Source organism: Psychrobacter sp. H7-1, from assembly GCF_904846585.1.
In the GTDB taxonomy this organism is placed as follows: domain Bacteria; phylum Pseudomonadota; class Gammaproteobacteria; order Pseudomonadales; family Moraxellaceae; genus Psychrobacter; species Psychrobacter raelei.
This window is the reverse complement of sequence record NZ_CAJHBH010000007.1, coordinates 22285-48764: the sequence shown is the minus strand read 5'-3', so window position 1 is coordinate 48764 and position 26480 is coordinate 22285. Positions and strand designations below refer to the sequence as shown.

20 protein-coding genes are annotated in these 26480 nt (G+C 46.4%); 8 read left to right on the top strand and 12 right to left on the bottom strand.

All coding sequences use genetic code 11. From position 1 onward, the window contains the following. Positions 1 to 116 precede the first annotated feature (116 nt). Positions 117 to 662, top strand: coding sequence for a GNAT family N-acetyltransferase (locus JMX92_RS04080; RefSeq protein WP_227675263.1), 546 nt, complete (start codon positions 117 to 119; stop codon positions 660 to 662). 40 nt (positions 663 to 702) lie between these two features. On the opposite strand, the gene JMX92_RS04075 is transcribed toward JMX92_RS04080, so the two are convergent. The 4 genes from JMX92_RS04075 to lon all read right to left on the bottom strand — a co-directional run bounded on the left by JMX92_RS04075 (position 703) and on the right by lon (position 7032). Next, positions 703 to 1938 (bottom strand): regulatory protein RecX, encoded by a 1236-nt coding sequence (locus JMX92_RS04075; RefSeq protein ID WP_201544059.1) that lies wholly within the window; start codon positions 1936 to 1938, stop codon positions 703 to 705. A gap of 146 nt (positions 1939 to 2084) precedes the next feature. After that, positions 2085 to 3134, bottom strand: a complete 1050-nt coding sequence (gene recA / locus JMX92_RS04070; protein WP_011961195.1) for a recombinase RecA — start codon at positions 3132 to 3134, stop codon at positions 2085 to 2087. A gap of 521 nt (positions 3135 to 3655) precedes the next feature. Continuing rightward, positions 3656 to 4207 (bottom strand): superoxide dismutase family protein, encoded by a 552-nt coding sequence (locus tag JMX92_RS04065; RefSeq protein WP_011961194.1) that lies wholly within the window; start codon positions 4205 to 4207, stop codon positions 3656 to 3658. A gap of 245 nt (positions 4208 to 4452) precedes the next feature. Further along, positions 4453 to 7032, bottom strand: coding sequence for an endopeptidase La (gene lon / locus JMX92_RS04060; RefSeq protein ID WP_227675262.1), 2580 nt, complete (start codon positions 7030 to 7032; stop codon positions 4453 to 4455). Positions 7033 to 7531: 499 nt separating this feature from the next. Here lon and JMX92_RS04055 point away from each other — a divergent pair, with 499 nt between their 5' ends. Next, the gene (locus tag JMX92_RS04055; RefSeq protein ID WP_201544057.1) at positions 7532 to 8926 is read left to right on the top strand and encodes a Na+/H+ antiporter family protein; all 1395 of its coding nucleotides are present in this window, start codon (positions 7532 to 7534) and stop codon (positions 8924 to 8926) included. A 135-nt stretch (positions 8927 to 9061) separates the two neighbouring features. Here the strand turns inward: JMX92_RS04055 and JMX92_RS04050 are convergent, their stop codons facing one another. Together JMX92_RS04050 and JMX92_RS04045 are read right to left on the bottom strand one after the other, a co-directional pair. Further along, positions 9062 to 9409, bottom strand: coding sequence for a hypothetical protein (locus tag JMX92_RS04050; RefSeq protein WP_201544055.1), 348 nt, complete (start codon positions 9407 to 9409; stop codon positions 9062 to 9064). Positions 9410 to 9418: 9 nt separating this feature from the next. Beyond that, entirely contained in the window at positions 9419 to 10033 is a 615-nt protein-coding gene (locus JMX92_RS04045) for a 5-formyltetrahydrofolate cyclo-ligase (protein WP_110816970.1), read from the bottom strand. Positions 10034 to 10220: 187 nt separating this feature from the next. On the opposite strand from JMX92_RS04045, the gene fumC reads away from it, so the two are divergent. From fumC to JMX92_RS04030, 3 genes are all read left to right on the top strand, one after another. Continuing rightward, positions 10221 to 11609, top strand: coding sequence for a class II fumarate hydratase (gene fumC / locus JMX92_RS04040; RefSeq protein ID WP_110816969.1), 1389 nt, complete (start codon positions 10221 to 10223; stop codon positions 11607 to 11609). 389 nt (positions 11610 to 11998) lie between these two features. Continuing rightward, on the top strand, positions 11999 to 12430 hold the full coding sequence (locus JMX92_RS04035; protein WP_041773356.1) for a hypothetical protein: 432 nt from the start codon (positions 11999 to 12001) through the stop codon (positions 12428 to 12430). Between the two features lie 239 nt (positions 12431 to 12669). Beyond that, positions 12670 to 13602 (top strand): DUF1311 domain-containing protein, encoded by a 933-nt coding sequence (locus tag JMX92_RS04030; RefSeq protein ID WP_011961187.1) that lies wholly within the window; start codon positions 12670 to 12672, stop codon positions 13600 to 13602. Between the two features lie 197 nt (positions 13603 to 13799). Here the strand turns inward: JMX92_RS04030 and JMX92_RS04025 are convergent, their stop codons facing one another. The 3 genes from JMX92_RS04025 to JMX92_RS04015 form a co-directional block, all read right to left on the bottom strand. Further along, positions 13800 to 15260: a lytic murein transglycosylase gene (locus JMX92_RS04025; RefSeq protein WP_201544053.1), complete on the bottom strand. Its 1461-nt coding sequence runs from the start codon at positions 15258 to 15260 to the stop codon at positions 13800 to 13802. A gap of 114 nt (positions 15261 to 15374) precedes the next feature. Next, positions 15375 to 15932 (bottom strand): rRNA maturation RNase YbeY, encoded by a 558-nt coding sequence (gene ybeY, locus JMX92_RS04020; protein ID WP_201544051.1) that lies wholly within the window; start codon positions 15930 to 15932, stop codon positions 15375 to 15377. Between the two features lie 156 nt (positions 15933 to 16088). Then, on the bottom strand, positions 16089 to 17228 hold the full coding sequence (locus tag JMX92_RS04015; protein ID WP_110816966.1) for a PhoH family protein: 1140 nt from the start codon (positions 17226 to 17228) through the stop codon (positions 16089 to 16091). A 450-nt stretch (positions 17229 to 17678) separates the two neighbouring features. Here JMX92_RS04015 and JMX92_RS04010 point away from each other — a divergent pair, with 450 nt between their 5' ends. Together JMX92_RS04010 and JMX92_RS04005 are read left to right on the top strand one after the other, a co-directional pair. Further along, positions 17679 to 18965, top strand: coding sequence for a UbiH/UbiF/VisC/COQ6 family ubiquinone biosynthesis hydroxylase (locus JMX92_RS04010; protein WP_201544048.1), 1287 nt, complete (start codon positions 17679 to 17681; stop codon positions 18963 to 18965). 83 nt (positions 18966 to 19048) lie between these two features. After that, positions 19049 to 20308 (top strand): FAD-dependent oxidoreductase, encoded by a 1260-nt coding sequence (locus JMX92_RS04005; RefSeq protein WP_201544047.1) that lies wholly within the window; start codon positions 19049 to 19051, stop codon positions 20306 to 20308. A gap of 137 nt (positions 20309 to 20445) precedes the next feature. Here JMX92_RS04005 and JMX92_RS04000 read toward each other — a convergent pair whose 3' ends face one another. The 3 genes from JMX92_RS04000 to nadA form a co-directional block, all read right to left on the bottom strand. After that, entirely contained in the window at positions 20446 to 21372 is a 927-nt protein-coding gene (locus JMX92_RS04000) for a lysine exporter LysO family protein (RefSeq protein ID WP_227675261.1), read from the bottom strand. A 206-nt stretch (positions 21373 to 21578) separates the two neighbouring features. Next, positions 21579 to 23450, bottom strand: a complete 1872-nt coding sequence (gene nadB / locus JMX92_RS03995; RefSeq protein ID WP_201544105.1) for an L-aspartate oxidase — start codon at positions 23448 to 23450, stop codon at positions 21579 to 21581. 110 nt (positions 23451 to 23560) lie between these two features. After that, positions 23561 to 24748: a quinolinate synthase NadA gene (gene nadA, locus JMX92_RS03990; RefSeq protein WP_227675260.1), complete on the bottom strand. Its 1188-nt coding sequence runs from the start codon at positions 24746 to 24748 to the stop codon at positions 23561 to 23563. A 559-nt stretch (positions 24749 to 25307) separates the two neighbouring features. On the opposite strand from nadA, the gene JMX92_RS03985 reads away from it, so the two are divergent. Further along, positions 25308 to 26381, top strand: coding sequence for an NUDIX hydrolase (locus JMX92_RS03985; RefSeq protein WP_201544045.1), 1074 nt, complete (start codon positions 25308 to 25310; stop codon positions 26379 to 26381). Positions 26382 to 26480: the final 99 nt, after the last annotated feature.

Sequence of the window (26480 nt, the reverse complement as noted above, 5' to 3'; positions counted from 1 at the left end):
CTGCTTAATTTTTGGTTTAATAGCTTAACGCGTTATTTAACTCAGCCTTTGGAGAATGAGTCATGCCAAGCCCCAATGTTTTTTTGCGTCAAGCCACCCTATAGGATAGTGAGGCTTTGCTGCGTCTGTTAAATCAATGCTATCGCGATGATGTGGGCTGGACCAATGAAGCACATTTGGTGGGCGGTATTCGCACCACAGTGGCTGAAATTGAAAAGGTAATTAATACCCCTCGGCATTATTTATTTGTTTTTCCTCAAGTCACCGAAGGCAAGGAAACTGGGGATATTTTAGGCTGTATTGCTGTTGATTTTGGCCAGGCAGATAACCGCGAGCACAGCAGCCAAAATAATGATGCTTATATTGGTATGTTTGCGGTTCATTGTGACTTACAAGGTCGGGGCGTTGGCAATCAGATTCTGCAAGCGGCTGAGACCTTTGCCGGTCGGCATTTAAAATCAGAAGATACGCAAGGCAACGCCAGATTAACCATGAGCATTTTGAGCCAACGCCCTGAGCTGCTGGCTTACTATCAGCGCCGAGGCTATGTGTTAACTGGTAAGAGTATGCCGTTTCCTGTAGATGGCAATAATGGTGAGCCCAAAGTTGAGGGGCTACAATTGCTTGAACTAGAAAAGAGGCTGTCTGCCATAGGCGATTAGACACACCAAGGCTTGGCTTATCACGGCAACAGATGTGACTTTAAAACCGCTCATCAAGTGTTTGCAGGTTATATTTAATCGCCTCAAAACAAATATCAGGCTTAAAGCCGCGGTATTGTAAGAATCGAAGCTGACGCGCTTTTATTTTTTGGTCAGTGGGAATCTCATCGCCATATTTTTTGACCCGGGTTTCAACGGCCAAACGCAGCCAGTCGACGCCTTCTACCAATGTATTATCTGACAACACATCGACAAACTCTTCGTTATCCGCCATCGCCATATCAATCAGTTCATCGATGTTCGCAGGCACCTCAACTTTGCGTTTATAAAAGTCATTCTTGATCCGAACACGGCCGCGGCCTTTACGAATGCCTTCACGGATCAGCATGAGCGCTGTGCGGTGGTCGCTTTGATAGCCTTTATCTTTAAACTCTTGTAAAAGGGCTTCTATTTTTTTTGGGTCTTGCTCTTTATCGAGCAATTTTTGGCGCAGCTCTCCTGCAGAGTGTTCGCGTCTAGACAGATAATAAAAAGCCAGCCAGCGCAGCCGACTTTCCGCTTTTATCTCCTCTTTTTCTGCTTGACGTTGCTCAGGTGTTCTTAGGTAAGCTTTTAGCGCAGCAGGTAGATTGTCTATGCCTAAGTCATCGGTTATGAGGGCATTATCTGCAGAAGAATCATCAGAGTAGGAGTGGGGTGTGGATGCCGATGCCTCAGCCAAGGGGACCAGAGCGTCTGTTTGCTGTTGGGCTTCGGCCTTCACCTGTGCCAATAAGCTTTTAATACTATTGGGGTCGACTTCTTTGATGGGCTCAGCCAGCTGGGTTTTTGGCTGATAAGGGGCGGCTGGATGGAATGTTTTGTTTTTACGCTGTTTAGGCTGAGCCGATAGCTTGTGTGCAGTGTCTGGTGATACATCTACTTGATTATCACTGCCAACATCAGTATGAAACTCATCGGTATGGTCTGGTTTATTTCCTAAGCTTGGTTTTTTGGCATAAGAGCGTTTGCGGTACGAGGGTTTCGCCGCCTTAGAATGCTGTGAGGGTTTGGAGAGTTTAGAGCGCTTAGCGTCAAGCCGCTGCGGCTGACAATCTTGCAGCGCATCTACCGCACAATCATTGGTAGTACCGGCAGAGCTGGCCTGTGCCCGTGATGTTGTCTGGTGCGCGCTGTTTTTTGACTTTGCTTGCCCAGATTTTGACTGACGTTGAGTGGATTTCTTATCACCAGTCTCGTTTTCTGCCAAAATCTGAGCTAAGGTTTTTATCTGCATAATATTGTCTAATAAGACCTCATAGAGTAAATAGCCTTAAATAAAAAGGTAGGGGCTTAATATAGTTATCAAAGCCACCTACCCATTAAATCAAAGCGTCAAATCACAAACCAGATCGCTACACAGTATAGCGACTTAAGCCAAAGCTATTCGACTTCAGATTCAGGCTCAACCTCATCTACAGCTTCAGCCCCTTTTTCTGGCTCTACCGCCAGCTTTTCGGCACGGATTTTGGCTTCAATCTCTTCAGCAATGGCGGGGTTGTCTTTTAAGAACAACACTGAGTTGGCTTTACCTTGTCCAATTTTTTCATCGCCATAGCTGTACCATGCACCGGCCTTACCGACCACGCCAATCTCAACCCCTAAGTCGATCACTTCAGCCAAGTGGTTGGTGCCTTCACCATAAGTAATCTCAAACTCAGCTTGACGGAATGGTGGCGCCATTTTGTTTTTGATAACTTTAACACGGGTTTGGTTACCAATGATTTCATCACCGCTTTTCACCGCGCCAATACGGCGAATATCTAGACGTACTGAGGCGTAGAATTTAAGGGCATTACCACCGGTTGTGGTTTCAGGCGAACCGAACATAACCCCAATTTTCATACGAATTTGGTTAATAAAGATAACCATACAGTTTGAGCGTTTGGCGTTACCGGTGATTTTACGTAGCGCCTGACTCATTAGACGCGCCTGCAAGCCCATGTGGCTGTCACCCATCTCACCTTCAATCTCCGCACGCGGGGTAAGGGCAGCGACCGAGTCAATAACAATCATGTCTAATGCGCCTGAACGCACCAGCATGTCGGTAATCTCAAGCGCTTGCTCACCATTATCAGGCTGAGACACCAATAAGTCATCAGTATTTACCCCAAGTTTACGGGCATAGATGGGATCTAAAGCGTGTTCGGCATCGATAAAGGCACAAGTACCGCCTTGTTTTTGACACTCAGCAATGGCTTGCAAGGTCAATGTGGTTTTACCTGAGCTTTCTGGGCCATAAATCTCAATAATACGACCTTTTGGCAAACCGCCAATACCTAAAGCAATATCTAAGCCAAGTGAGCCGGTAGAGACCACGTCCACATCCAGCGTGGCGGAGTTATCGCCCAAATGCATAATGGTGTTTTTACCAAATTGTTTTTCGATTTGGCCTAAGGCTGCTTTTAACGCTTTGGCTTTATTGTCATCCATAATGATGTCCTAATTAAATGATTTTAAAAGAGTATGTTATTTAATAATAAATGGTGAGTTAAGAGGGGAAAACGGCAGATCGACCCAGTATATCGCTTAATTGACCTATTAACAGAACTAATTAGTAAAACGCTAACAGTCTATATCAGTTAATGTGCAATAAAGGAGGTTAAGACAAAAAGTTTATCCGCTTATAAGGCAATAAGCGCGTGATGATTAGGTCGATACACACCGCTTTTGTATACGGTAAGTATAACAAATTATCGCTCACTTAATAGAGTCACCCTTATACTATACGACAGGTAGTGTCGTATAGTATGAGAGCGGCTAACCTCATTGATTTATGCGTGCAAAACACCCGTATATAAGGGCCTAAGCGAGTGGATATAAGACAGATCAAATCAAAAAAACCAGCGGCGTCAACACAAATTAGATTTGTATTAAACACCGCTGGTTTTTTAATCAACTATCGACTATTAACTATATGCTGTTAAAAGCGAGTCAACCTAGTACTTCTCGATCTAGTACTTCTCGATAATGCCACAAGCGATACGAGCACCGGCATTACCCGCAGGCTGGCTGACATAATCATCTACACCGCCATGAACGATAAAGGCACGACGATAGACACTATTATCGCCTTGCATCGCTACAGAGATGTCTTTTTTGACAAAATTCATGGAGGCCACACCATTGGCATCAGCAGTCAAGTTAGGTAGGTCGCCTGCATGGTTCTCTGCCCCCATAGGGTTGCCATGCAACTTATGGTAAGGGTTAAAATGACCACCGGCCGCTTTACCCATATCGGCACAGCTGCCCGTCTCATGAATGTGCATCGCAACGGTGGCACCTGGTGTCAAGCCTTGTAGCTTACCAAAGACTTGAACGCCGCCGGCCACAGGACGTAAGAACATATCACCTATGTGCTTATTGCTGCCATCTGTGGTCATAATTTGTGATTTTAAAACCGGTTGGGCTTCATCAGGCACGCTTTGTTTAGTAGGGGTGCTCTGACACGCACTTAATGCTAAAGCTGAGGCTAAAAGGGTAGAGGCTGTGAATAAGGTTTTCATTATTAAACTCCAAAAATTATGGTGAAAAGTCAGACATCCCTGTCTTAGAATAAATGAGTGACAATACTGAGTATAACTTTATCTCTACAGAAACAATTATGCCAAGCGTTGCAATACGTTATGATATGTAAATAGCGTAAATAATCGTGAAAGCTTGAGGAATAAAAAAGGCCGTCCAAGTTAATTGGACGGCGTTTTTTACGTCAATGATTTGATAGAGGGCGGTGGCTAAGCCCGCCTTTAGATTAGCTGCGTAGTGCTGGCTCAGCTTTGGTCGTGTCTACCGCCACCTTAACTTTATTGGGAGCCAGTGGCTTTGGCATCTCAACCAAGGCCGCCTGAAGCACCTCATCAATGGTAGATACCGGCTGGATGGTCAAGCCCTCTTTAACATTATCTGGAATCTCAACCAGATCACGCTCGTTAGAGGCTGGGATTAACACGTGCTTGATACCACCACGGTGGGCCGCTAATAGCTTCTCTTTAAGGCCACCAATGCGCAGCACTTTGCCACGTAAGGTCACCTCGCCTGTCATAGCGATGTCTGGGCGGATGGCAATGCCAGTCATCGCAGATACTAGGGCGGTGGTCAGGGCAATGCCGGCTGACGGACCATCTTTTGGTGTGGCACCTTCTGGCATATGTACGTGCACATCTTTTGACTTAAAGGTCTCGTAGTCAATGCCAATCATCTCCCCACGGGCACGTACCACACTCATCGCAGCACGAATAGACTCTTTCATCACATCACCCAGTGATCCGGTATACACAAAGTCGCCTTTACCGGGCATAGTGATGGTCTCAATGGTGAGTAACTCGCCGCCCACGCTGGTCCAAGCTAGGCCAGTGACACGGCCCACTTCAGGCGCTTCTTCTGCCAGACCAAAGTCGTATTGATGCACGCCTAAGTAGTCGCTGATGTTATCTGCATCTACCACAACGGTCTCAATCTTGGTCTTTTTGGTCGGCTTAGCGCCATATTTCTCAATAGACTCGCGTACCACCTTACGGCAAATCTTGTTGACCTCACGCTCAAGATTACGCACACCAGCTTCACGGGTATAACGCTGAACGATGCTGTGCAAAGCTTCTGGCACAATTTCAATCTCGTCATTTTTTAGCCCGTTTTGCTTAATGGCCTTGGGCACCAAGTACTTCTCAGCGATGTTGATTTTTTCGTCTTCCGTGTAGCCTGGCAGACGAATCACCTCCATACGGTCGAGCAGGGCAGGCGGAATGTCCATGCTGTTGGCGGTACAGATAAACATCACTTGCGATAAGTCCAGGTCCAAATCTAGATAGTGGTCGTTAAACTTATCGTTCTGTGAGGGGTCAAGTACTTCAAGCAGTGCTGAGGCTGGATCACCACGGAAGTCTTGCGCCATTTTGTCGATTTCATCAAGCAAAAATAGCGGGTTTTTCACCTCAACTTTGGCCAGTGATTGGACAATTTTACCCGGCATAGCCCCGATGTAAGTACGGCGGTGACCACGGATTTCTGCCTCATCACGCACGCCGCCTAAGGCCATACGCACAAATTTACGGCCAGTGGCTCGGGCAATAGATTCACCCAGTGAGGTTTTACCCACACCTGGAGGACCTACCAGACAAAGAATGGGACCACGTAGCTTTTTGACCCGTGATTGAACGGCCAGATATTCTAAGATGCGGTCTTTGACATCTTGTAGACCATAGTGGTCCGCATCAAGCACTTCTTCTGCCTTATCAAGTTTGATAGATACCTTACTGGCTTTGTTCCAGGGGGTATCTAAGATCCAGTCGATGTAGTTGCGCACCACTGAGGATTCACTTGACGCCGGCGGCATCATTTTAAGCTTCTTAAACTCTTGCTCCGCTTTTTTGCGCACATCTTCAGGCAGGTCAGCTTCTTTTAAGCGGGCCTCTAACTCTTCAAGATCATCTTCACTGTCAAAAGAGCCATCACTGATTTCAGAAAGCTCATTTTTGATGGCCTTCATCTTCTCGTTTAAATAGTACTCGCGCTGGTTGCTCTCCATTTGACGGCGAACCGCATCTTGGATTTCTTGCTCAATCGACTGCTCAGCACTTTGCTTGGCCAAATACTCAGTGATGGTATTAATGTGCAGCGCGATGTCGTCTTTTTCGAGTAATTGCTGTTTGGCCTCAAGATCCATAGAGACACGAGTGGCGATAAAATACACCAGCTCTAATAAGTGATCGATGCGTTCAGAGACGCGGATTAATTCGCGGCTATTGCGCAGGCGAGCTTCAGCGTAGTTAGCGAACAGCTGACGCAGTGCCTCTAAGGTGTTTTTTTGCTGCGACTCATTCATCGTCAAGGTAATGGCGCTATAGGTATAGTCGCCCACAAGCATTCCATCGTCTTGTTCGGTTACCTTATCTAAGCGCACGCGGTTTTCGCCTTCAATAAGCACCTTAATACAGTTTTCATCACTGTCGTGTGGCATGGTGCTTACGATACGGCACACCGTACCATACTGATATAGGTTCTCTTGATGGATGTCTTCGCTCAGCGAATCCTTTTGGGCCACGACCAATACTTGGTCATTATGGCTTTTTTTAGCGGCGTTAATGGCTTTAATAGAGGGGTCACGACCGACAAACAAGGCAATTTGCATGTGCGGATAAACCACCACGTCACGCAGCGCAAGCAAAGGTAGCGAGCTGGCTTCTTGGTCAATACTCAGTGCCACATCCGTCGGCTCAAAATCTGTCACTACGTCAGACTCTTGAGCATCGGCTGTAGAATCAACTTCGTTATCGATGTTGTCTTCAAATTGCTGCTCAAAATCACTGTCATAGTTGTTATCGGATTTACTCATATTTTTTCCTTATCGTGTGACACAACCCATTTTTAGGGAAGTTTTTTATGCTATGACTAACTAAATGGTGGTGACTGAGTATAATTGCAAGCTTATTTTGCAGCTTAAGGCCAGCTTAAGCGACCTGCCGCACAAAAATCGGGTAGAATAGACAGTTTGTAACGCTATATTTGCGCACAGGTTACTTATAAATATACGCTTTTTTAATGGCAGGTTTAAAGCTAATTTACCCTTAATTGAAAAAATAATCAGCAACGTTCCGTTCAGAGGGCGGGGATAACTGTGTGCTGAGCTTGACTGTTTTTTTTATTTATAGCGTCGATAGGACTAAGATATAAGGGCTAAGACATATCAAACCAATAGCCGGCGCAAGAGAGTAATAACGCAAGATATGGGGTTGGCGCGTAACGTTTTAAATTATGATGTTGGAATACTGACAGACACTCAATCAAGGTATGCGTCGTGGGGCAGATCACAGGCCATATCTAGGGGATAGATTATGATAAATGCGGTATTGTTGGCAGTGGTAGTCATGCTTGGGCTATCCGTGGCTCGGGTACACGTGGTACTGAGCTTGCTGATTGGAGCCATGGTGGGCGGACTGGTGGGCGGATTGGGCGTGGATGCCACACTAGCGGCTTTTCAAGAAGGGATAAAAAATGGCGCCCAAATTGCACTGTCTTATGCCTTGCTAGGCGCTTTTGCGGTGGCTATTGCCCATTCAGGACTGCCACAGTCGCTGTCAAATGGGGTGATTAACCGCATTAACAATCAACAAGCCGGCAGCAGCATCTCCTCTATTAAGTGGCTGCTGTTCTTGGGTTTGGTATTGATGAGTGTGTTTAGTCAAAACCTCATTCCCATTCACATCGCCTTTATTCCTCTGATTATTCCGCCTTTGTTAGGTGTGTTTAATCGTCTACAAGTGGACAGACGCTTGCTGGCATGTCTGATGAGCTTTGGCTTGGTCACCACTTATATGTTTATCCCTTATGGGTTTGGTGAGATTTACTTGGACCAAATCATGCTAAAAAACGTGGGAGAGGCAGGGCTGAATGTCGAGAATATTTCGGTCATGCATGCCATGGCCATTCCTGCACTGGGTATGTTGACCGGCCTGTTGATAGCGGTGTTTTTTAGCTATCGTAAGCCGCGTAGCTATGCAATGACAGCCGATGGCACCGCTATGACAAACAATAGCATCAGTGCCAATAGCGGTGTACCAAGTGGCCATCAAGATACCCTAACCAATGTGGCCGCCAATGCCATTGTGCCCAGTCGTGGTAAGACCCTTGTTGCGCTGCTGGCCATTATCACCGCCTTTGTGGTGCAGTTATACACTGAGTCTTTGTTATTGGGCTCGCTGTTTGGCTTTGGGATATTTATGGCAACCGGTGTGGTTAAGTGGAATGAAGCCGACAGCGTGTTTAATGACGGTATTAAGCTGATGGCAATGATTGGTTTTATCATGATTACCGCGCAAGGTTTCGCTGAGGTGATGAAGGCCACCGATCAGATTGCACCGCTTGTCGATGGTGCCACCAGTCTGTTTGCCGGCAATAAGGGTATCGCAGCCTTTATCATGTTATTAATTGGTTTGGTTGTCACCATGGGTATTGGCTCGTCCTTTTCGACCATTCCTATTATTGCTGCCATTTATGTGCCGCTTTGTATCTCGCTGGGCTTCTCGCCGCTTGCCACAGTGGCTATTGTCGGTACGGCCGGCGCGCTGGGAGATGCCGGTTCACCTGCTTCAGACTCAACCCTAGGTCCTACCTCGGGCCTGAGTGTCGATGGCCAGCACGATCATATTAAAGACAGTGTGATTCCCACCTTTTTGCACTTTAATATTCCGCTGCTTATCTTTGGCTGGATTGCAGCGATGGTGCTGTAATTGAGCGCTTAATGAGTCGTTTAATACATTGCTTAATCGATCATGCTCAAAAAAAGCGAGGCTAGGTATCTGCCTCGCTTTTTTGTTTTTTAAGCCTCTGAAAATAGCTTGAATTAGGGCATAGCGGACTCTTATTTAATCCTCAAACTTGTTAATCTCACCGGTTAGATACCCCAAAAAATCATCGCCATTACTCATCAAGGCTTTGAGTTTATCGGGATTGACCAGCCGCGCCAGCTCATCTTCAGTAAATAGCTGCTCTTCAGGTGACAGTTGGCGCCGCTGGGCTGCTTGACCCTTAGTCTCTAATGCTTGCAAGTGGCTGTTAACATGGTCGGCAACACTATCTGTACTGGAGACTGTACTGGAGGCTGTACTGGAGGCTGTACTGGAGGCTGTACTGGAGACTGTGGCCGCCAAATCTGGGCCATGGTCATTGTCGTCTCGAGCAAGCTGCTTATTGTCACTGGTGTCGTTACTCATCGCTTAGCCTTATGAAAACCAACGTAATTTTTTAGGGGTGATTAACGCATTCAAGGGCACATCCCAAGGCTGCCTCTCAAGCTGATCCACCACCTGAAACTCATATGCCCAGCCGACACGCAGCGGATGACGGCGATGGTTTTTTGAGCTGCTGTAGTGATATGACGTGGCAAGCGTGGTGTCATAAAAGCCACCACCCATACCCATGCGATTGCCTTGTTCATCAGCGGCGACCAGCGGACACAGTATCAAATCTAATTGGTCGGCAGTTAACAAATGGCGACTTTTGGATTCTTTCATACCAAAGCTGTGGCGGACGGTGGCAAGGTTGGCCAATTTGCTTCGATAAATAGGTGCAAATCGGATCTGTCTGTTGCCGCGGCCTAGCGTATTAATGACCGGCAGGTAGGCCTGATAGCCCATACGCTGGCACCATGTTAACAACGGCTGGGTGGGTAGCTCACCAAAGTCATCGATATAAATACCGACTTTAGCGCCTTTAGGCAGGCGAGGGGTCAGCTTCGACAGATGATGGCTGGCAAGGGTACCGGCACTACGGCGCTGCTGCTCAGATAAGGCGCGGCGCTTACGGTTAATTTCACGGCGAGAGGGTATATTGGTCATAGTTTGGTTTATAATAGTTGGGGTCAAAAGGTGAAATGCGTTTAGCAGTGAGTCATGCTATCATAATTGCGCTGTATTTGATTGAAGCCTGCCGCATAAGCAAGCTTAATAAGCCATGTCATGCATTTTATAATTAGTAACACCATAAAAATTCTTTTAGATTTTATATAAAAAAACAGGAGACATTATGTCAACTCGTATAGAAAAAGATACCATGGGCAACGTGGAAGTACCAAGTGATGCGTATTGGGGTGCTCAAACTCAGCGCAGCCGTGAAAACTTCAAAATTGGTGGCGAAACCCTACCTCGTCCAATGATTGAAGCTATGGCACTGGTAAAAAAAGCTGCAGCCATTACTAACGCAAGCCTAGGCCGTATCGAAGAGAGTCAACGTGACCTAATTATCCAAGCGGCAGATGAGGTCATCAATGGCGGCTTAACAGATCAGTTCCCACTTGTGGTGTGGCAAACTGGCTCAGGCACTCAGTCAAACATGAACATGAACGAAGTACTGGCTAACCGTGCCAACGAAATCGCTGGCAACCCACGTGGTACTTACAAGCCTGTCCATCCAAACGACCATGTAAACCATGCTCAATCTACCAACGACAGCTTCCCAACGGCTATTCGTGTGGCGGCAGCACGTCAAATCAACAGCCTGCTCATCCCAGCGGTTAAAGCACTACGCGATACTTTGGATAAAAAAGCCAAAGAATTTGACAGCATTGTTAAAATTGGCCGTACTCATTTACAAGACGCCACGCCATTGACTTTAGGCCAAGAGTTCAGCGGTTATGTGAGCCAACTTGACCATGCTCTAGTGCGTATTGAGAACGCTCTAGATGGTCTATATCAGCTGCCTCTAGGCGGTACTGCAGTCGGTACCGGTCTAAACTCGCACCCAGATTATGCGGTAAAAGCTGCTGAGCAATTATCAGAGCTAACTGGCCTACCATTTGTCACCTCTCCAAACAAATTCGAAGCACTAGCGGCTCGTGATGCCGAAGTATTTGCTTCAGGCGCTTTAAAAACGCTAGCTGCCAGCTTAAACAAAATTGCAAACGATGTGCGTTGGTTGGCCTCTGGTCCTCGCTGTGGTCTTGGCGAATTAACCATTCCTGAAAATGAGCCAGGCTCATCTATCATGCCAGGTAAAGTAAACCCCACTCAGTCAGAAGCGATGACTATGGTTGTGGCGCAGGTTATGGGTAACGATGTCACCATCAGTATGGCGGGTGCCTCAGGTAACTTTGAGCTAAACGTATTTAAGCCAGTCATTGCTTATAACTTATTACAATCTATCAAACTACTAGGCGATGCGTGCAACAGCTTCAATGACAACTGTGCGGTAGGTATCGAGCCTGTTAAAGAAAAAATCGATGACTTCTTACATAACTCATTGATGCTAGTGACCTCACTAAACCGTCATGTCGGCTATGAAAATGCGGCTAAAATTGCAAAAACCGCTTACAAAGAAAACAAAACTTTGAAGCAAGTCGCGGTTGAATTAGAGCTGTTAACTGAAGCGCAATTCGATGAGTGGGTTATCCCTGCAGATATGGTTCATCCTAAATAAGTTTTATCCCTATTTAGGCGTCAACCATTGACGTAATACCCATAATGTATACTCAAAAGACCTTATCATATAGATGGTAGGGTCTTTTTTTTGATGAGACAAAAAATGAATGGTTGGCAAATTTTGAGTGACAGCAACAGTATGTCAATAAAAAATGAGTAAAACGCCACATATATTGTTATGTTATAACAAAACAATATATTAAGATTACGCTGCACCAACAGCTGTCAAAAAATAATAGGTTTATCATATACCTACAGTCCAAATGTTGATAATAAACGTTATAACTCAGTGCTGTTAAAGGCCATAAACATATAATATTTAATCATTTGGATGTCAGGATGGGCTTTCCGTCTTGTTTATTGTGCCAATTATAAAAGGTGTTTTTTATGAAAAAATTAACGACAGTATTATCCTCTGCAGCTATCCTATCGGCCGCATTAAGCTCAGGCTCAGCCTTGGCCTATTCTGAACAAGTGATGGATGCCGCAACCAGCCATGATACTGCAGTTAAGGTAAGACAAGTCAACTATAGCTGCCAAAATAACGCTAAAGTGAGTGTAACTTATGGCTTTAATAAACAGAATTTACCCACTTATGCTTCAGCCTATTTAAACGGCAAAGACAGATTTTTACCGATCAATCTCGCGCGCACCGATAAGGTTGATACCGTCTTTGGTGATGAAGACAACTTTAGCATTATGAGTGGGGCATTAAGCTTAAATAATTACCACAAATCAAGCATTAACGTACAGGATGCCAGCAGCAAAATCGTCTATAAAGGCTGTCATGTCAAATCAGTAAAGAAAATTAAAGGCTAAGCCTACCGCGCCATATATACAGTCGTTGTAGAATGCGTGGTTTGACTCAAATCAAAAAGACCCTGCTATAGATTGGCAGGGTCTTTTTTTTGGACGGGTAGGCCAGCTATTTTTATAATCTAAACTAAATACACTATTTCTAAATTTGACTATTTTTGTTACTATAATCTTATCACAATGTTACTTTGAATTTATTAATGTGTCTTCAGATTAAGTAGAGGCCAAATTAGGAATAGCCCATGCAAAAAAATCTATTGAAAATGGCTGTATTAAGCACAGTATTGGCCGTTGTCGGCTGTGATAAAGTCTCGGAAAAAATTGCAGGTAAAAGTAAGATTGAGTGCTCCGACCCAGATGCGAAAAATCTGGTCATTGATTCTATGCAAAAGGCGATTAACTCTAGCGCTAAGGGATATGCGTCATCTTTTGAAAAGCCCACTTCAGGCTCTAGTATTCGAGCGGGCATTAATCAGATTAAAATGAACTTAGATCACATCAGAACCTCTCAAGATGATCCGCAGAGTACCAAAAACTTCTGTAAAGGCACCTTGACGGTGACACTACCTGCTAAGCTGATTCAAAACGCAGATATTACCCGAGAATATAATGGCGAGGTGGATGTACAAGAAGATGCCTACCAGCAGGACATTGAGCTTGATGCCAATAAGATTGACTATGAAATGGAGTACTCCGTACAACCCACAGATGATGGTGAGGTTATCTTTGTGGAGTCTCAAAATGGCAGCGATTTGGCCATGTTCTTAGCGTATGTCTTGGTAGATGCCGATCAAAAAAATCATGTGAAAGGCAAAAAAGTCGTAGAAGCCAAGCAAGAGGCTAAAAAAGTATCTGAAACACAAAGTGCGGCTGATAAAGCTGCTGCCGCCGCTGCCAGTGCCATGGCTGCCACAGCTGCAGAGCAAGCTAAAGTAAAAGCTGAGATGGATTATAAACGCAGTGAATTTAATAAACTGTGGGGCAAAGCCTCTAAAGAAGCACAAGACTCTTTAGAGTATGATCAAAAAGATTGGGTAGAGTGGCGTGATGAGGTTTGTGTGGATGAAGCTCGAAGTGCCGAGCCTGCGCGTCAAGAGATTGTACGCATGCAATGTATCACCCGTCTACTCAGTGAGCGTTATTATGAAGTCAAAGAGTACTTCGATAATTATTAAAAAAGTACTTCGATAACTATTAATTGGTAGCTAAGTCGTGACAGGTCTTGATGGGCCACACCTAATAACACCGCCAATTAGTAACACTGACAATAAAAAATGCCAGGCTTAAACTCGCCTGGCATTTTGCTATTCATATTCCAACATCAATCAACCTATTTCATTAACAACCAACGAAACTCAAAAACGTGTCGCCATTAGCGTTTGCGTCTACTCACCAGTGCAATGACCAGCACAATAAACAGGCCTATCAAGATGGCCGTTAGGCTTTTAATTTGCAGCAACTTACTCAGACCCGACTTGGTTTCGCTGATTTTTTTGCTGGCACTGTGGGCATTGCCGGTAGCCAATTGATCATCATCGGCTGTATGCTGCGCTTCATCAGCGGGCTCACTTTTATGCTGCGGCATATTGGCAGTAACGTGCATCAAATGCTGATGGATTTTTTTACCGGCTCTGCCATCGGGGGTTAAGCCATTATCGGTCTGATATTGCTGAATGGCGCGGCGGGTACCATCACCGATGATGCCATCAACTTCGCCAATATCATAACCCAATAAATTAAGCGCCTGCTGCAGCTCTCGAGACTGTTTACGGCTTAAGCCTGGATCATCAGTTGGCCAAGGCGTAGCAAAGTCCACATCGGTGTTTTGCTGCTCAATACGATCAGACAAATGAGCAATGGCTAATGCATAGTTCTCAGAAGCATTGTAGGCATAAAACGCATCGAAATTACGACCGACTAAGAAAGCGGGGCCATTTTTGCCGGCGGGTAACAACAAGCCTGCATTGCTGAGTGAATCAGGCAGCTCACTGCCATCGACCAAGGTAATGCCTAAGTTGCGCCAATGCGAAATGGGCTGTTTGTTTTTGCGATCATTGCTGGCATTGATATTGGCCGGTAAGCGCACCTCATAGCCCCAAGGTTGTCCAGACTGATAGCCACTGTTTTTTAAGAAGTTGGCGGTGGAGGCTAGGGCATCGGCTTGGCTATTGACCAAGTCTTTTCGGCCATCACCATCGAAGTCTTGTGCCAGTTGCAAGAAGGTTGAGGGCATAAATTGGGTCTGCCCAAATGCACCCGCCCAAGAGCCTTTAAAGTCATTGGGGGCAATGTCGCCTTGCTTTAAGATTTTTAGGGCGCTGACATATTCAATGCGAAAATAGCTTTGGCGGCGACCAAAGCAAGATAAGGTAGCCAAGGACTGCACCACCTCTTTTTTGCCAAGGGTAGTTCCAAAGTCAGATTCAACGCCCCACACGCCAAGCACATCGTAACGGTTGACACCGTATTGCGCTTCAATACGTGCTAAGACATCGGCATAACGCTCACTGGCCGCAATGCCATCGATAACCCGCTCTTCGTCTACCAAGCTTGCCAGATAATCCCAAGGCTCTTTTTGAAATTCAGGTTGATAATCGAGCGACTCTAACACGCTAGGGTCGCCTTGTGCTGGGCGATACTGAGCCAAAGTGTCTTTAACACTGGCAAAAGCTGAAGACTGGCTCAGATTATCTAAACACACATTAAACTGGTTGTTATCCAGAGTGGGTAACGGCTTTTGCTCAGCGTAACTGGTAGGTGCAATAAAAACTAGGCTGGCAAGCCCTAGTGTGGATAATACAGGCAACACAGCAGATAACTTAGTGGATGACATGGCAACAGGCTCAGTAGTAATAAAATCTAAACCTATATATTAGCAGATAAGCTGTGATTTGAAACAAAGAGTTTCAGCTTTGTAACGCTTATCCGTCAGCTATCTGCCAGCACTCTATCTGGCGAGATAAGGATTACCAATCCCAAGCTGCTCTAGAATCGCAATTTCAAAGCCTTCCATTTCATCTTGCTGTGCTTGCCCGAGCTCATGATCAAAGCCGAGTAGATGCAAAATCCCATGGACCAATAAATGGGTCACATGCTCTGCCACCGTTTTGTGCTGCTCAGCGGCTTGCTGCTTAACCACGTCATGACAAACGATCAGCTCACCTAAAGCCAGCTCAGGCATTTGCTCAATAATAAATGCCGGCAGCTCACTGGGATACGACAATATATTGGTCGCATAATCTTTATCACGCGCCTCTAAATTAAGCGCACGACCTTCTACTGCATCGGTGATATATACTCCAAGCTGTTTGGGCTTATGTTGCCAAATACTGGGCTCAATCTCACTAAAATAAGGCAAGACTATGTCAGATTGCGCCTGCATAAAGTCAAGCGTAGTGGTCAGCACCTTTTGTAATAGCTGCGGCGTGTAGAACTGCTCAATTATCTGCGTATCTACAAGCTCAGAGGCGCTGATATCAATTAAAGGGATGGCGGCAGAGGTCATAATAAAGCTCACAAAAAATAGGGTGTCGTAAGGCTTTTTAAAGGTATCAATCGACAGTGGTAAAACAGCTAAGTAATGCGGACAAATAAAAAAGCTGGATATCATACCCAGCTTTTTAAATGATAGCCAATTAAGATAGGCCAGTCTTAAAGGCAGTTAAGACTGAGAGCCGGATGCAAGCTCAGCATCAATTTGCTTACGCTCTTGTTCCGCGATACGTGCTTGTTTGCGCGCCTCTTTTAAGGCTTCTTGCTCTTCATCAAACTCGCCGTAAGCTTCAACAATCTTCTGTACCAGTTGATGGCGTACCACATCTTTTGAGTCAAACTTAGTGATATGAATCTCATCAATATTGCTTAAGATTTGTAGTGCTTGAGCCAGACCTGACTTATGGCCGCGCGGCAAATCTACCTGCGTCACATCACCTGTAATCACCGCACGTGAGCCAAAGCCTAAACGGGTCAAGAACATTTTCATCTGTTCAGGCGTGGTGTTTTGTGCCTCATCAAGAATAACAAATGAGTTATTTAAGGTGCGGCCACGCATGTAGGCTAAAGGCGCCACTTCAATGATTTGCTTCTCAATTAATTTGCCTACTTTTTCAAAGCCGAGCATTTCATAAAGCGCATCATACAAAGGACGCAAATAAGGGTCAATCTTCTGGGTTAAGTCGCCAGGTAAGAAGCCGAGTTTTTCGCCCGCTTCAACCGCAGGACGCACCAGTAAGATACGCTCAATCTCATTACGCTCTAACATATCAACGGCACAGGCAACCGCCAGATAGGTTTTACCCGTACCGGCAGGGCCAACGCCAAAAGACACATCTGAGGTCAAGATACGCTTAACGTATTGCTGCTGATTGCCGCCACGGGGAATAATTTTGCCTTTGCGGGTACGTAGCGCAATGCTGTCGTAGTTGGCCTCGGCATCGTACTCATAGCTTGGACGCTGATAGCTGTCGCCTTCGCTATAACCAGATTTGGTGTCAGCGTCACTCACGCTTACTGCACCTTCAAAGTTACGAGATAAGCTAGATTGAATGATTAAATGCAGCTCTTCTGGAGTGATGTCATCGGCACTTTGCGCCTCATCGGCCAGTTTATTTAAGATGTAATCGCCACGCTCTACTGCTGTTAAATCACCGGCTAAGGTAAACTTGTTTTGGCGCTGATTGATAGTAATACCCAAACGATCTTGGATGTACTTTAAATGGTTGTTGTATTCGCCTACCAAAACCTTGAGTTGAGGTGAGGTTAAAAAATCTAGGTTTACTTTGCGAGTTACAGTATCAGTCAAGTGATGATCCTTTTTTTTATGAAGTATGGTTATCAGGTTTTTGTTTTACGACTGTGTTTTGTGGTGTCAGATGGCCAGTCTTTGCCATCCGCTAAGTGTAAGTATCGCTAAGATAACGGCAAGGCGTAGAGTTAACATTAGGGTTAAGGGGCTGACATCAGCCCAAAAATAAAACAGTTGCTTATGTTTATTATGGCTGTTTCATACCGAAATTCAAGCGATAGCCACTTAGCAGTTGGTCGATTTTTGTAACCCTCACTATTTTACCCCCACTTGATAAGCATTCAGTATGCACAATCTGCTCGAGTTTAAAATTTGCATAAAATCACAACAGGTTTTGGCCGCTTAGATGCACTATATTAAAGCCACCCAAGGCGCTAACATGGTAAGATAATAGCCAAAGATAAAATGAACGAACGATGAATAATTAAAAATAAAGCGAGCGATATTATGACCGAGTTAACCTGTAAATCCTTTAGCAAACCAAGCAACTGTATTACCGACCAAAGCGTCATTATCACTGGTGGTGGCCATGTTGGCCTATCGTTTGCCTTGCTATTGGCGGATAAAGGCATTGCCAGTACACTAGTTGAGCGCAATAGCTATCCTAACATTGGCCCAGAACAAGATGCCAAAAGAACCCATTATTTAGACAGCCGCAATACCGCCTTGTCACGACGCACAGTACAGATTTATCAAGAGATTGGTCTGTGGGATGAGTTGCAAAGCCATGCTTGCCGTATCGATTCAGTGCAGGTCAGCGAACAAGGCAGTTTTGGTTATGCTCAGTTGAATAAAGAAGAAGAAAAAGTAGAGTCGTTTGGGCAGGTGATGGAAAATGCGTGGCTTGGGCGCAAATTGTTATTGGCGGTGCAGCAAAACCCTTTAATTAGCCTAGTTGATGGTGCTGTGGTGACTCAAGTTGAGCAGACTGCCACAACGGCCACAATCACTTATGATACCGAAGAGCAGCAGCAGCAAACCTTGAGTGCAGACTTGGTGGTGGCCTGTGACGGTAGAGACTCAACGGTGCGTAACTTGTTGGGTATTGGTACCCAAGAATACGACTATGGCCAATCGGCAATAGTGGGTGTGGTACAGACCGATAAGCCGCATGAGCATGTGGCCATTGAGCGCTTTAGTCCAGCAGGGCCATTGGCAGTACTGCCGTTGACCGATGCAGAGGGCGATGGTAATAATGCGCATCAGGCCGGTTACCGCCGCTCGGTGGTGTGGATCTGTAAGCGAGGCGAGGAGGCGCAGTATCTGGAGGATGAAGCGCTGTTTTTATCCACCCTGCAACAAGGCTTCGGCCAGCGTGCCGGCAAGTTTATCAAAGCGGGCAGACGCGGTGCTTATCCCTTAACCCGAGTATTGGCCGACAAGCAAGTAGAGGGCCGCGTGGTCATCATGGGCAATGCAGCGCATACCTTGCATCCTGTGGCAGGACAAGGCTTTAACCTATGTATGCGTGATGCACATGTACTGGCAAAAATGCTGGCCAATCAGGTGATGCGCGGCGAGGATATTGGTGATAACCGTATGCTACAAGACTATGAGCAGGCCCGCAAAAAGGACCAAAAACGGGTTATTCGCTTCTGTGATGCAGTGGTTCTTGGCTTTACCCATCCCAATCCTGCAATCAAGCTGGCGCGCAATGTGGCGCTTATTGCCTTTGATAAGCTGCCCAACATCAAGCCTTTGGTGGCCAACTACGCCATGGGTCTTAAGTCGTGATAAAGGGCATCATATCACCTACAATGATCTGATTAAAACTTAACACATCCCACTTTGATAACTTTAATAATACGGCGGCTTTTATGGCAACATCTGCACAAACCCTAATCATCGGCGGCGGCATCGTCGGGGCAACATTGGCTTTGAAGTTAGCGCAGCAGCAGCAAAAAGTGACTTTAATTGATGCGCGTCCTGCATTAACCGAAGCGGACTGGCAACAAAAGCTATTGCAGCGTGATGCCCGTGTCTTTGCGCTTAGTATCGCCAGTATTGAGCTGTTAAAACAGGTCGGGGCGTGGCAACTGATTGCCAAATCAGGACGCAAAGCCGATTACACCCAAATGCAAGTCTGGCAACAAGATGGGCGCGGTGAATTAAACTTCGGAGATGAGGCGGTGCCACAATTGCTGGGCAGCATGGTTGAGCCTTTTGTCATTGAGCAGGCATTATATCAGCGCATGGCCGCGGATGATGTCAGTGAGTATCTGACCTTGGTCGCCGGTCACAAGGTCACTTTGCTTGACTGGCGGGGCACTCAGCAAGGCTATGAGGTGCACTTGGACAATGGCCAGACGCTACAAGGTAAGCTGCTTATTGGTGCCGATGGCCGGGGGTCATTGGTGCGACGCGAGGCAGGTATTGAGCTAGATACCTTGGATTACCACCAGACTGCCATTTGCTGCGCCATTAAGACCCAGCAGCCGCATCGAGCCACGGCCCGTCAGTTGATGTTGCCTACGGGTACTTTGGCCTTACTGCCGCTGGCTGATGTCACTGAGGACGATAAAGCCAATCCGCAGCATTGGCAGTCTGTGGTCTGGAGCTTACCTCGCAATAAAGCGCTTGAGTTGCTGCAATTAAATGATATCGACCGTGATAGTCTACGCACCGAGCTTGCCGCTGCCAGTCAATATGCTTTAGGCGATATCGAGCGGCTAGAGTCTGTTGCCAGTTTTCCATTGACGGCTCAGCAGGCCAAACACTATGTGAAAGAAAACTTAGTGCTGGTGGGCGATGCAGCACATGGCGTTCATCCACTGGCAGGTCAGGGTCTAAATCTAGGTATGCTTGATGTGGCGGCCTTGGTTGCCACTTTATTTGAAGATTATCAGCGTAGTGGCGGTAAATGTTGGGGAGAGCTTGCCACGCTTCGTCGCTACGAGCGAACCCGTCGACCACACAACAGCGTGATGATGCACAGTTTTTCATTAATGAATTGGCTGTTCGCTGGAGACTTTGCAGCGCTGCGTCCGGTACAACAAATTCGTAGTGAGGGCATGTATCAAGTGGGCAAGATTAAACCGTTAATGCGGTTTTTTACTCAAAAGGCGAGCGGGCTATAAATGAAATCTTCATCGCTAACTGTAGCTGCTATTTTACAGATGAGGGCTTTGTGCGTGTTGGTCTCTCAGGCCGATTGCCGCCAATGATGATGACTGCCTGCAAGATATTTTGAAGATTGAAGATAAATAGCAGTGTATTACCCAAACGACGCAAACACCACCATCAATACTGGCGCCACAATGTTGATAATAAAGCCAAAGCTAATGGCTAATGGAACCACACCAAGTCCGCCTGACTGTTGAATAACCGGTAAGGTGAAATCCAGGCTGGTAGCCCCGCCAAGACCTACTGCGGCAGATGGTGTCTTACGCATAAAAAATGGGATAAATAACAACGCGAAGAACTCACGCACCAAGTCATTAAACAGCGCCACACTGCCCCAAACCGCGCCATAAGCATCGGTCATCACAATGGCCGACAGCGAGTACCAACCAAAGCCTGAAGCCAAAGCCAGGCTTTGAGGTAAAGACACCTCATCGAAGACTAACCAAAAGATAATGCCGCCCATGAGTACGGCAAGCGTAAAAATCACGCTGGTTTGCATCCCACGTTTGCTCAGCAGTACCTCTTTTAAAGTGATACCAGATGCCTTTAAGCCAATGCCCACCAATAAGATTAACAACATCAATAGGCCGGTCATGGTGTTACCTGGCGGCATAAAGCTTGCGGGCAAAAATTGCCCGATAACAAAGCCAATCAGCACACAAGATACCTGAATAAGGCTGCCTCGAATACTTACCTTGTGCTTAGTAACAGACTGCTTGCCTGGTGGCGACCAAGGCACCATTCGATCAAACACCATTAGCCCGGCCAGCCCCCCACCTATGGTCAACACAGACAGCACGGTGACATACAAGGCGATACTGGCAATTTGACTGCCAAGCCCTTCTACTTGCGCCAGCTCAATACCGATTAAGGTGAGGATAATATAGACCAAATAGCCAAGTAGACGCTCTGAGAGTTGTACCAAAGTGCGGTTTAGTGGCAATGCAAACCCAATAAACAATGGAGCAAGTATGAGGACAAGGGTAATAAGATTGTCTATATTTTGAGGTGTTTGCATGATAAAAAGGACACACAGGCTGGTTGAGAAGAAATGAAAAAGTGATTCTATCATAGCTGGGTGAGACTGGGTGGTTTGCTGATCGACAATCCTAGATTTTGCCTAAATACTCGCTCAGTGTTATTTGGTTTAGTGGTGTCAACAAAAATACCCCGCTAAATCAACGGGGCAACTTTATTAGCTTTTAGCTAGACGGCTTTTTTTAGCTAGACGGCTTTGGGAATAAAAGCTGTGCATCGGTCGGCTAACAGGGGCATTGCTTTAGGCCGCACTGAATTTTGCTCTGCTGCTTGCCCCGCTATGTTTTGAGCGTAAAGCGGGGTTAGCTGTCCAAAGCTGTCGGTGCCATTGCGTAAACATAAAGCGTTACAGTCCAGCTGCGGTGGCTGCAAGCCTTGTACTAAGCTCATGGCGGCTGTGTCGGCAAGGCTTGGGTAGTCATTGCGGTAATGACCACCTCGGCTTTCAAGGCGGGTAAGGGCACAGCCGAATAGTAAGCTTGCCAGCTGAAGTAGGCGCTGTAAGCGTCTGCTATTAAGCAGTGCCACTATATCTTGACTGTCCACACCTGCTTTACTTGGGATGGGCGCTGACAGCTGTTGTTGCCAAAAAGACAGTTGCTTTAAGGCCATATTTAGACCTGAGGCGCTGCGTCTGATGCCCATGTGCTCGCTCATTAACTGCTTAAGAGCGGTTAAACTAAGCGGCGGCTGATCGGTGTCGCTATTGGTGGTATTGAAGGCTAACGGTGCAACAGGCGCATCGCGGCTAGGCTCAATAACCAATGGCTTATAAAGAGACTGCGGCGCTTGCCAATTGTCTTTATCCAGCAAGTAACTGGGTAAATGATGGGCAATTGCACGGCCCATTACCACGCATTCAAGTAAAGAGTTACTGGCCAGACGATTGGCGCCATGTAATCCAGTATTGGCGACTTCACCGGCAGCATATAAGCCTTTGATATCGGTCTGTCCCTTCGCCGTCGACAGTACGCCGCCACAGGTATAATGAGCCGTTGGCGCTACCGGAATAGGGTCTGTGGTAATGTCGATGCCTAAGCTTAAGCAGTGGGCGTAGATATCGGGGAAGTGCTCACGAATAAACGCAGCAGGTTTATGCGAGATGTCCAAATGAACGTAGCCTAAGCCGTTATGAGCAATCTCATTAGCAATAGCACGAGCGACAATGTCACGGGGGGCTAATTCTTCGCGCTTATCATAGCGTGGCATAAAGCGCTCATGGCTAATGGGACAGCGAAGTAGGCCGCCTTCACCGCGCACGGCTTCAGAGATCAGAAAATTGCTGCTGCCTTGCGCATCATTATAAACCAGACCGGTTGGATGAAACTGGATAAACTCTAAGTTAGCCAAACGGCAGCCTGCTTCCCACGCCATCATAATACCATCGCCCATGCAGACATTGGGCGCTGTGGCTCGGGTGAATAATTGACCCAGCCCGCCGCTGGCAAGTACCACCGCTTGGCTATCAAATTGAACCAGCTTCTGGGTCTGTGTGTTCACCACGATAGCGCCTGTGCAGCGATGATTGTCAGTCAATAGGCTAAGCGCCTCATGATAGGTGTAGAGCTTGATATTAGGTGCCGCGGCGATTTGCTGTTGTAGTGCCTGCATAATGTGCTTGCCAGTGGCATCATCAGCATGTGCCACACGTCGACAGCCATGACCGCCTTCTTGAGTCAGATGTAGGTCAGCGAGCGTAGGTGTGGGCTTTAAGTCAGCATCTGACTGAGGGTGCTTGGTGGTAAAAGGTACCTTATGTTTGAGCAGCCAATCAATGGCGTTGGCACCTTGGGCGAGGATTTGGGTGGTGGCCGCCGCATCACACAAGCCATCGCCGGCGATTAACGTGTCGCTGACATGATCGGCGACGCTGTCCTCGCTATCAATCACTGCGGCAATACCGCCTTGAGCGTAGTGGCTTGAGCAGGCCTGAAGATCTTGCTTGGCAAGCACAGCGATGCTGAGGTGTTTTGGCAACGAAAGCGCTGCCGAAAGCCCTGCCAACCCCGCGCCGATAATCAACACATCACAGTTTTGATGAGGGGCAGCACTGGCCATCTGTGCTAATGCGGTATCCACTGAATAAGTTGGCATAGGGTGCTCTCTGGTTAAAAGGTGTTATGGGGACTACATCTAGCCTGCCAGCAGCAGCTTAATATAGCGAAAACTTAAGCTGGGCCAACGTTTGCAAATAACGCACGGTCTTCAATAATATCGCCACTGGTGGCCACACGACGTTTTTGCTCAGCGGCGAAATCCAACATACGCTGTAGTGGCTTTAAAGCCGCCTGTGCCAATTCGGGCGCTAATTTAATCTCGCCACTGCCAGTCTGTAGACAGTTTTCGATACCCTTTAGACCATTCATGGCCATCCAAGGGCAAAACGCACAGCTCTTACAAGTTGCGCTTTCACCAGCAGTAGGGGCTGCCAAAAACAGCTTATCTGGTGAGTGCTTTTGCATCTCATGTAAGATGCCAAGGTCAGTGCCCACGATAAAGGTTTGGTTATCCATCTCTTTGGTGGCGTTTAATAGCTTGCTGGTTGAGCCCACCACATCGGCCAAAGCCACCACGCTATCAGGAGACTCAGGATGAACCAGCACCACAGCCTCAGGGTATTGTGCTTTTAATTGCTCAAGTTCACGTGCTTTAAATTCGTTATGTACAATACACGAGCCTTGCCACAGCAGCATGTCAGCACCGGTCTGTTTTTGAATGTATTTACCCAAATGACGGTCTGGTCCCCAGATTATTTTTTGACCCTGCTCATGCAGATGAGTCACAATTTCAAGACCTACAGATGAGGTCACCACCCAATCTGCACGTGCTTTGACTTCTGCGCTGGTGTTGGCATAGACCACCACAGTGCGGTCGGGATGCTGATCACAAAATGCACTAAACTCGTCTATAGGGCAGCCCAAATCCAGCGAACACTCAGCTTCAAGATCTGCCATAAGTACGGTTTTTTCCATACTCAGAATTTTGGCAGACTCCCCCATAAACCTTACGCCGGCCACCACCAAGGTTTGCGCCTCATGTTCTTTACCAAAACGCGCCATCTCTAAGGAGTCTCCCACACAGCCGCCAGTCTCTAAGGCTAAGTCCTGAATGTAGGGGTCGACATAATAATGCGCCACCAGTACCGCATTGTGCTGTTTTAGCAGGCGCTTAATGTTTTCTACCACTTGCAGGCGCTCAGTACGAGACAGCTCAGCGGGTATCTTAGCTTTGGCATAGTCGATATTAATGCTTTGAATGGCAGAAGACTGGTTGCTTTGGGCCAAAGTTGGCGCGTCATAAGCAAAAATCTCAGTCTTCTCAGCGGGCGTGTACGAGCTGGCTTGTGAGGTAGTCATAAAAAATCCCTGTCGTTGTGTGCTCTAAAGGCGGCACTTAATTAATCAAAACTTGAGAGCCAAAACTTGATAAGCAAATAATAAAGCGATGGCTATAATTATGCTCATTTTGAGTATAAATACAAGAATTTTTTTATAATTGCTTTTAAAGCCTTTTTAGTCATTATTTAAGTCACTGGGCTTAAATGTCCCTTTAGATAAGCCGCATGCTGTTGATTTTGAGAAATAAAAATGCTCTGTTAGTCTCTAAACGAGGGGATAACTTGGTTGTCCGGCAGGATGATTTTAAGCGCCGCCTTAGTGCATAAAACCAACAAAATACAGGTGCTCAACAGCTTGATACATAATGTCAAGCCGTGTAATTATCACCATTAACGGCTATACTAAAGTGACTACATAGCGAATCATTGCACCATTTGTCCAGACAACTACAAATAGCTGTTACCAAGACTAAAACTGGAAAAATAGAGCGTATGTTTGCTGCTCTAAGATGTTTTTGTGTCTGCACTACGATTTTTTGATATGTTCATTCACCCTTTTAATAAGTATTGATATTTTTATGAGTTTGTCTTTTTCTCACGCGCATAGCCAAGGCAGTGGAACCACAGAGGTGGTTGCGGTGTTGATTGCTATTACCAATAACAGTGCCCGTGTACTTACGGTGGATGGCGGTAAGCTGCTTCCTAATGGTCCATTGATGCCTTTGCACCGATCATTACAGGCCGGCGTGCGTCAATGGGTGGAGGAGCAAACCCGCCAACCTCTAGGCTATATTGAGCAGCTTTATACTTTTGTTGATACCAATCGCCGCAATAAACAGGGGCATGCTCTGGTGTATGTAAGCTATATGGGGCTGGTGCAAGAGGTGGCGGCACAAAGCCCAAATTCTGATCCTCCTCACTTAGAAGCTCGCTCACAAAGTGGCGCTAAGTGGCGAGACTGGTATGACTATTTCCCTTGGGAAAATCATTTGGATAAAAAGGTACAAAAACACACTCAGCTGATTACCCAGAAGCTGAAGCAGTGGGCAGATTTGGCCGATACAAATGATGAGCGTATCAAGCGCTTGCAACGCATTTATCTGTGTTGGGGCGGTGATTGGGAGCTAGATGACTCAGAGTTTGAAGCAGTAATCGCCAGTGATAGCAGCCACAGTAGCAGTGTCAAAGAGATGTTTAGTAAGTGGATTGCTGAGCATGCCCTGCTGCGTTACGAGATGCTGTATGAAGCTGGATTATTGCCTGAGTCGCCATATTATAATGCCGCAAAACTGCCTGATGACTGGCAACAAGCCACAGGAGAGCCGATGTATTATGACCATCGCCGCGTGATAGCCACGGCCATATCTCGCCTGCGTGCTAAGATTGAATATCGCCCGCTCATCTTTGGCTTGATGCCAGAGGAGTTTACCTTATTGCAATTACAACAAAGCGTTGAAGCGTTATCTGGTGTGGCTCTACACAAACAAAACTTTAGACGTCTGCTTGAGAGCCAAAACCTACTAGAGCCGACAGGTAACAGTAGTCAAACCGGTCGCGGGCGTCCTGCTAAGCTGTATCGTTTTCGCTTCGATGTTGAATTACAAAGCTTGCTGATGGACAGTAAACTGCCCAAAAGTGCCATCCGATCTTAATTAGTGATTGCTAATGTCAAATTTCTCCGCTATATTTATGCTCATAATGAGCATTATTAGCCTAGGTTTTATGTCGTTTTTTAGCTTTATTTAGCGACT

Bases quoted from the DNA above. Each gene is read 5' to 3' on its own strand.
- JMX92_RS04000 (WP_227675261.1), bottom strand. From the start codon at position 21,372: ATGCAAACACCTCAAAATATAGACAATCTTATTACCCTTGTCCTCATA.
- JMX92_RS04055 (WP_201544057.1), top strand. From the start codon at position 7,532: ATGATAAATGCGGTATTGTTGGCAGTGGTAGTCATGCTTGGGCTATCC.
- JMX92_RS04045 (WP_110816970.1), bottom strand. From the start codon at position 10,033: ATGACCAATATACCCTCTCGCCGTGAAATTAACCGTAAGCGCCGCGCC.
- JMX92_RS04010 (WP_201544048.1), top strand. From the start codon at position 17,679: ATGACCGAGTTAACCTGTAAATCCTTTAGCAAACCAAGCAACTGTATT.
- JMX92_RS04075 (WP_201544059.1), bottom strand. From the start codon at position 1,938: ATGCAGATAAAAACCTTAGCTCAGATTTTGGCAGAAAACGAGACTGGT.
- recA (WP_011961195.1), bottom strand. From the start codon at position 3,134: ATGGATGACAATAAAGCCAAAGCGTTAAAAGCAGCCTTAGGCCAAATC.
- lon (WP_227675262.1), bottom strand. From the start codon at position 7,032: ATGAGTAAATCCGATAACAACTATGACAGTGATTTTGAGCAGCAATTT.
- JMX92_RS04030 (WP_011961187.1), top strand. From the start codon at position 12,670: ATGCAAAAAAATCTATTGAAAATGGCTGTATTAAGCACAGTATTGGCC.
- ybeY (WP_201544051.1), bottom strand. From the start codon at position 15,932: ATGACCTCTGCCGCCATCCCTTTAATTGATATCAGCGCCTCTGAGCTT.
- fumC (WP_110816969.1), top strand. From the start codon at position 10,221: ATGTCAACTCGTATAGAAAAAGATACCATGGGCAACGTGGAAGTACCA.
- JMX92_RS04065 (WP_011961194.1), bottom strand. From the start codon at position 4,207: ATGAAAACCTTATTCACAGCCTCTACCCTTTTAGCCTCAGCTTTAGCA.
- JMX92_RS04005 (WP_201544047.1), top strand. From the start codon at position 19,049: ATGGCAACATCTGCACAAACCCTAATCATCGGCGGCGGCATCGTCGGG.
- JMX92_RS04035 (WP_041773356.1), top strand. From the start codon at position 11,999: ATGAAAAAATTAACGACAGTATTATCCTCTGCAGCTATCCTATCGGCC.
- nadB (WP_201544105.1), bottom strand. From the start codon at position 23,450: ATGGCCAGTGCTGCCCCTCATCAAAACTGTGATGTGTTGATTATCGGC.
- JMX92_RS03985 (WP_201544045.1), top strand. From the start codon at position 25,308: ATGAGTTTGTCTTTTTCTCACGCGCATAGCCAAGGCAGTGGAACCACA.
- nadA (WP_227675260.1), bottom strand. From the start codon at position 24,748: ATGACTACCTCACAAGCCAGCTCGTACACGCCCGCTGAGAAGACTGAG.
- JMX92_RS04050 (WP_201544055.1), bottom strand. From the start codon at position 9,409: ATGAGTAACGACACCAGTGACAATAAGCAGCTTGCTCGAGACGACAAT.
- JMX92_RS04025 (WP_201544053.1), bottom strand. From the start codon at position 15,260: ATGTCATCCACTAAGTTATCTGCTGTGTTGCCTGTATTATCCACACTA.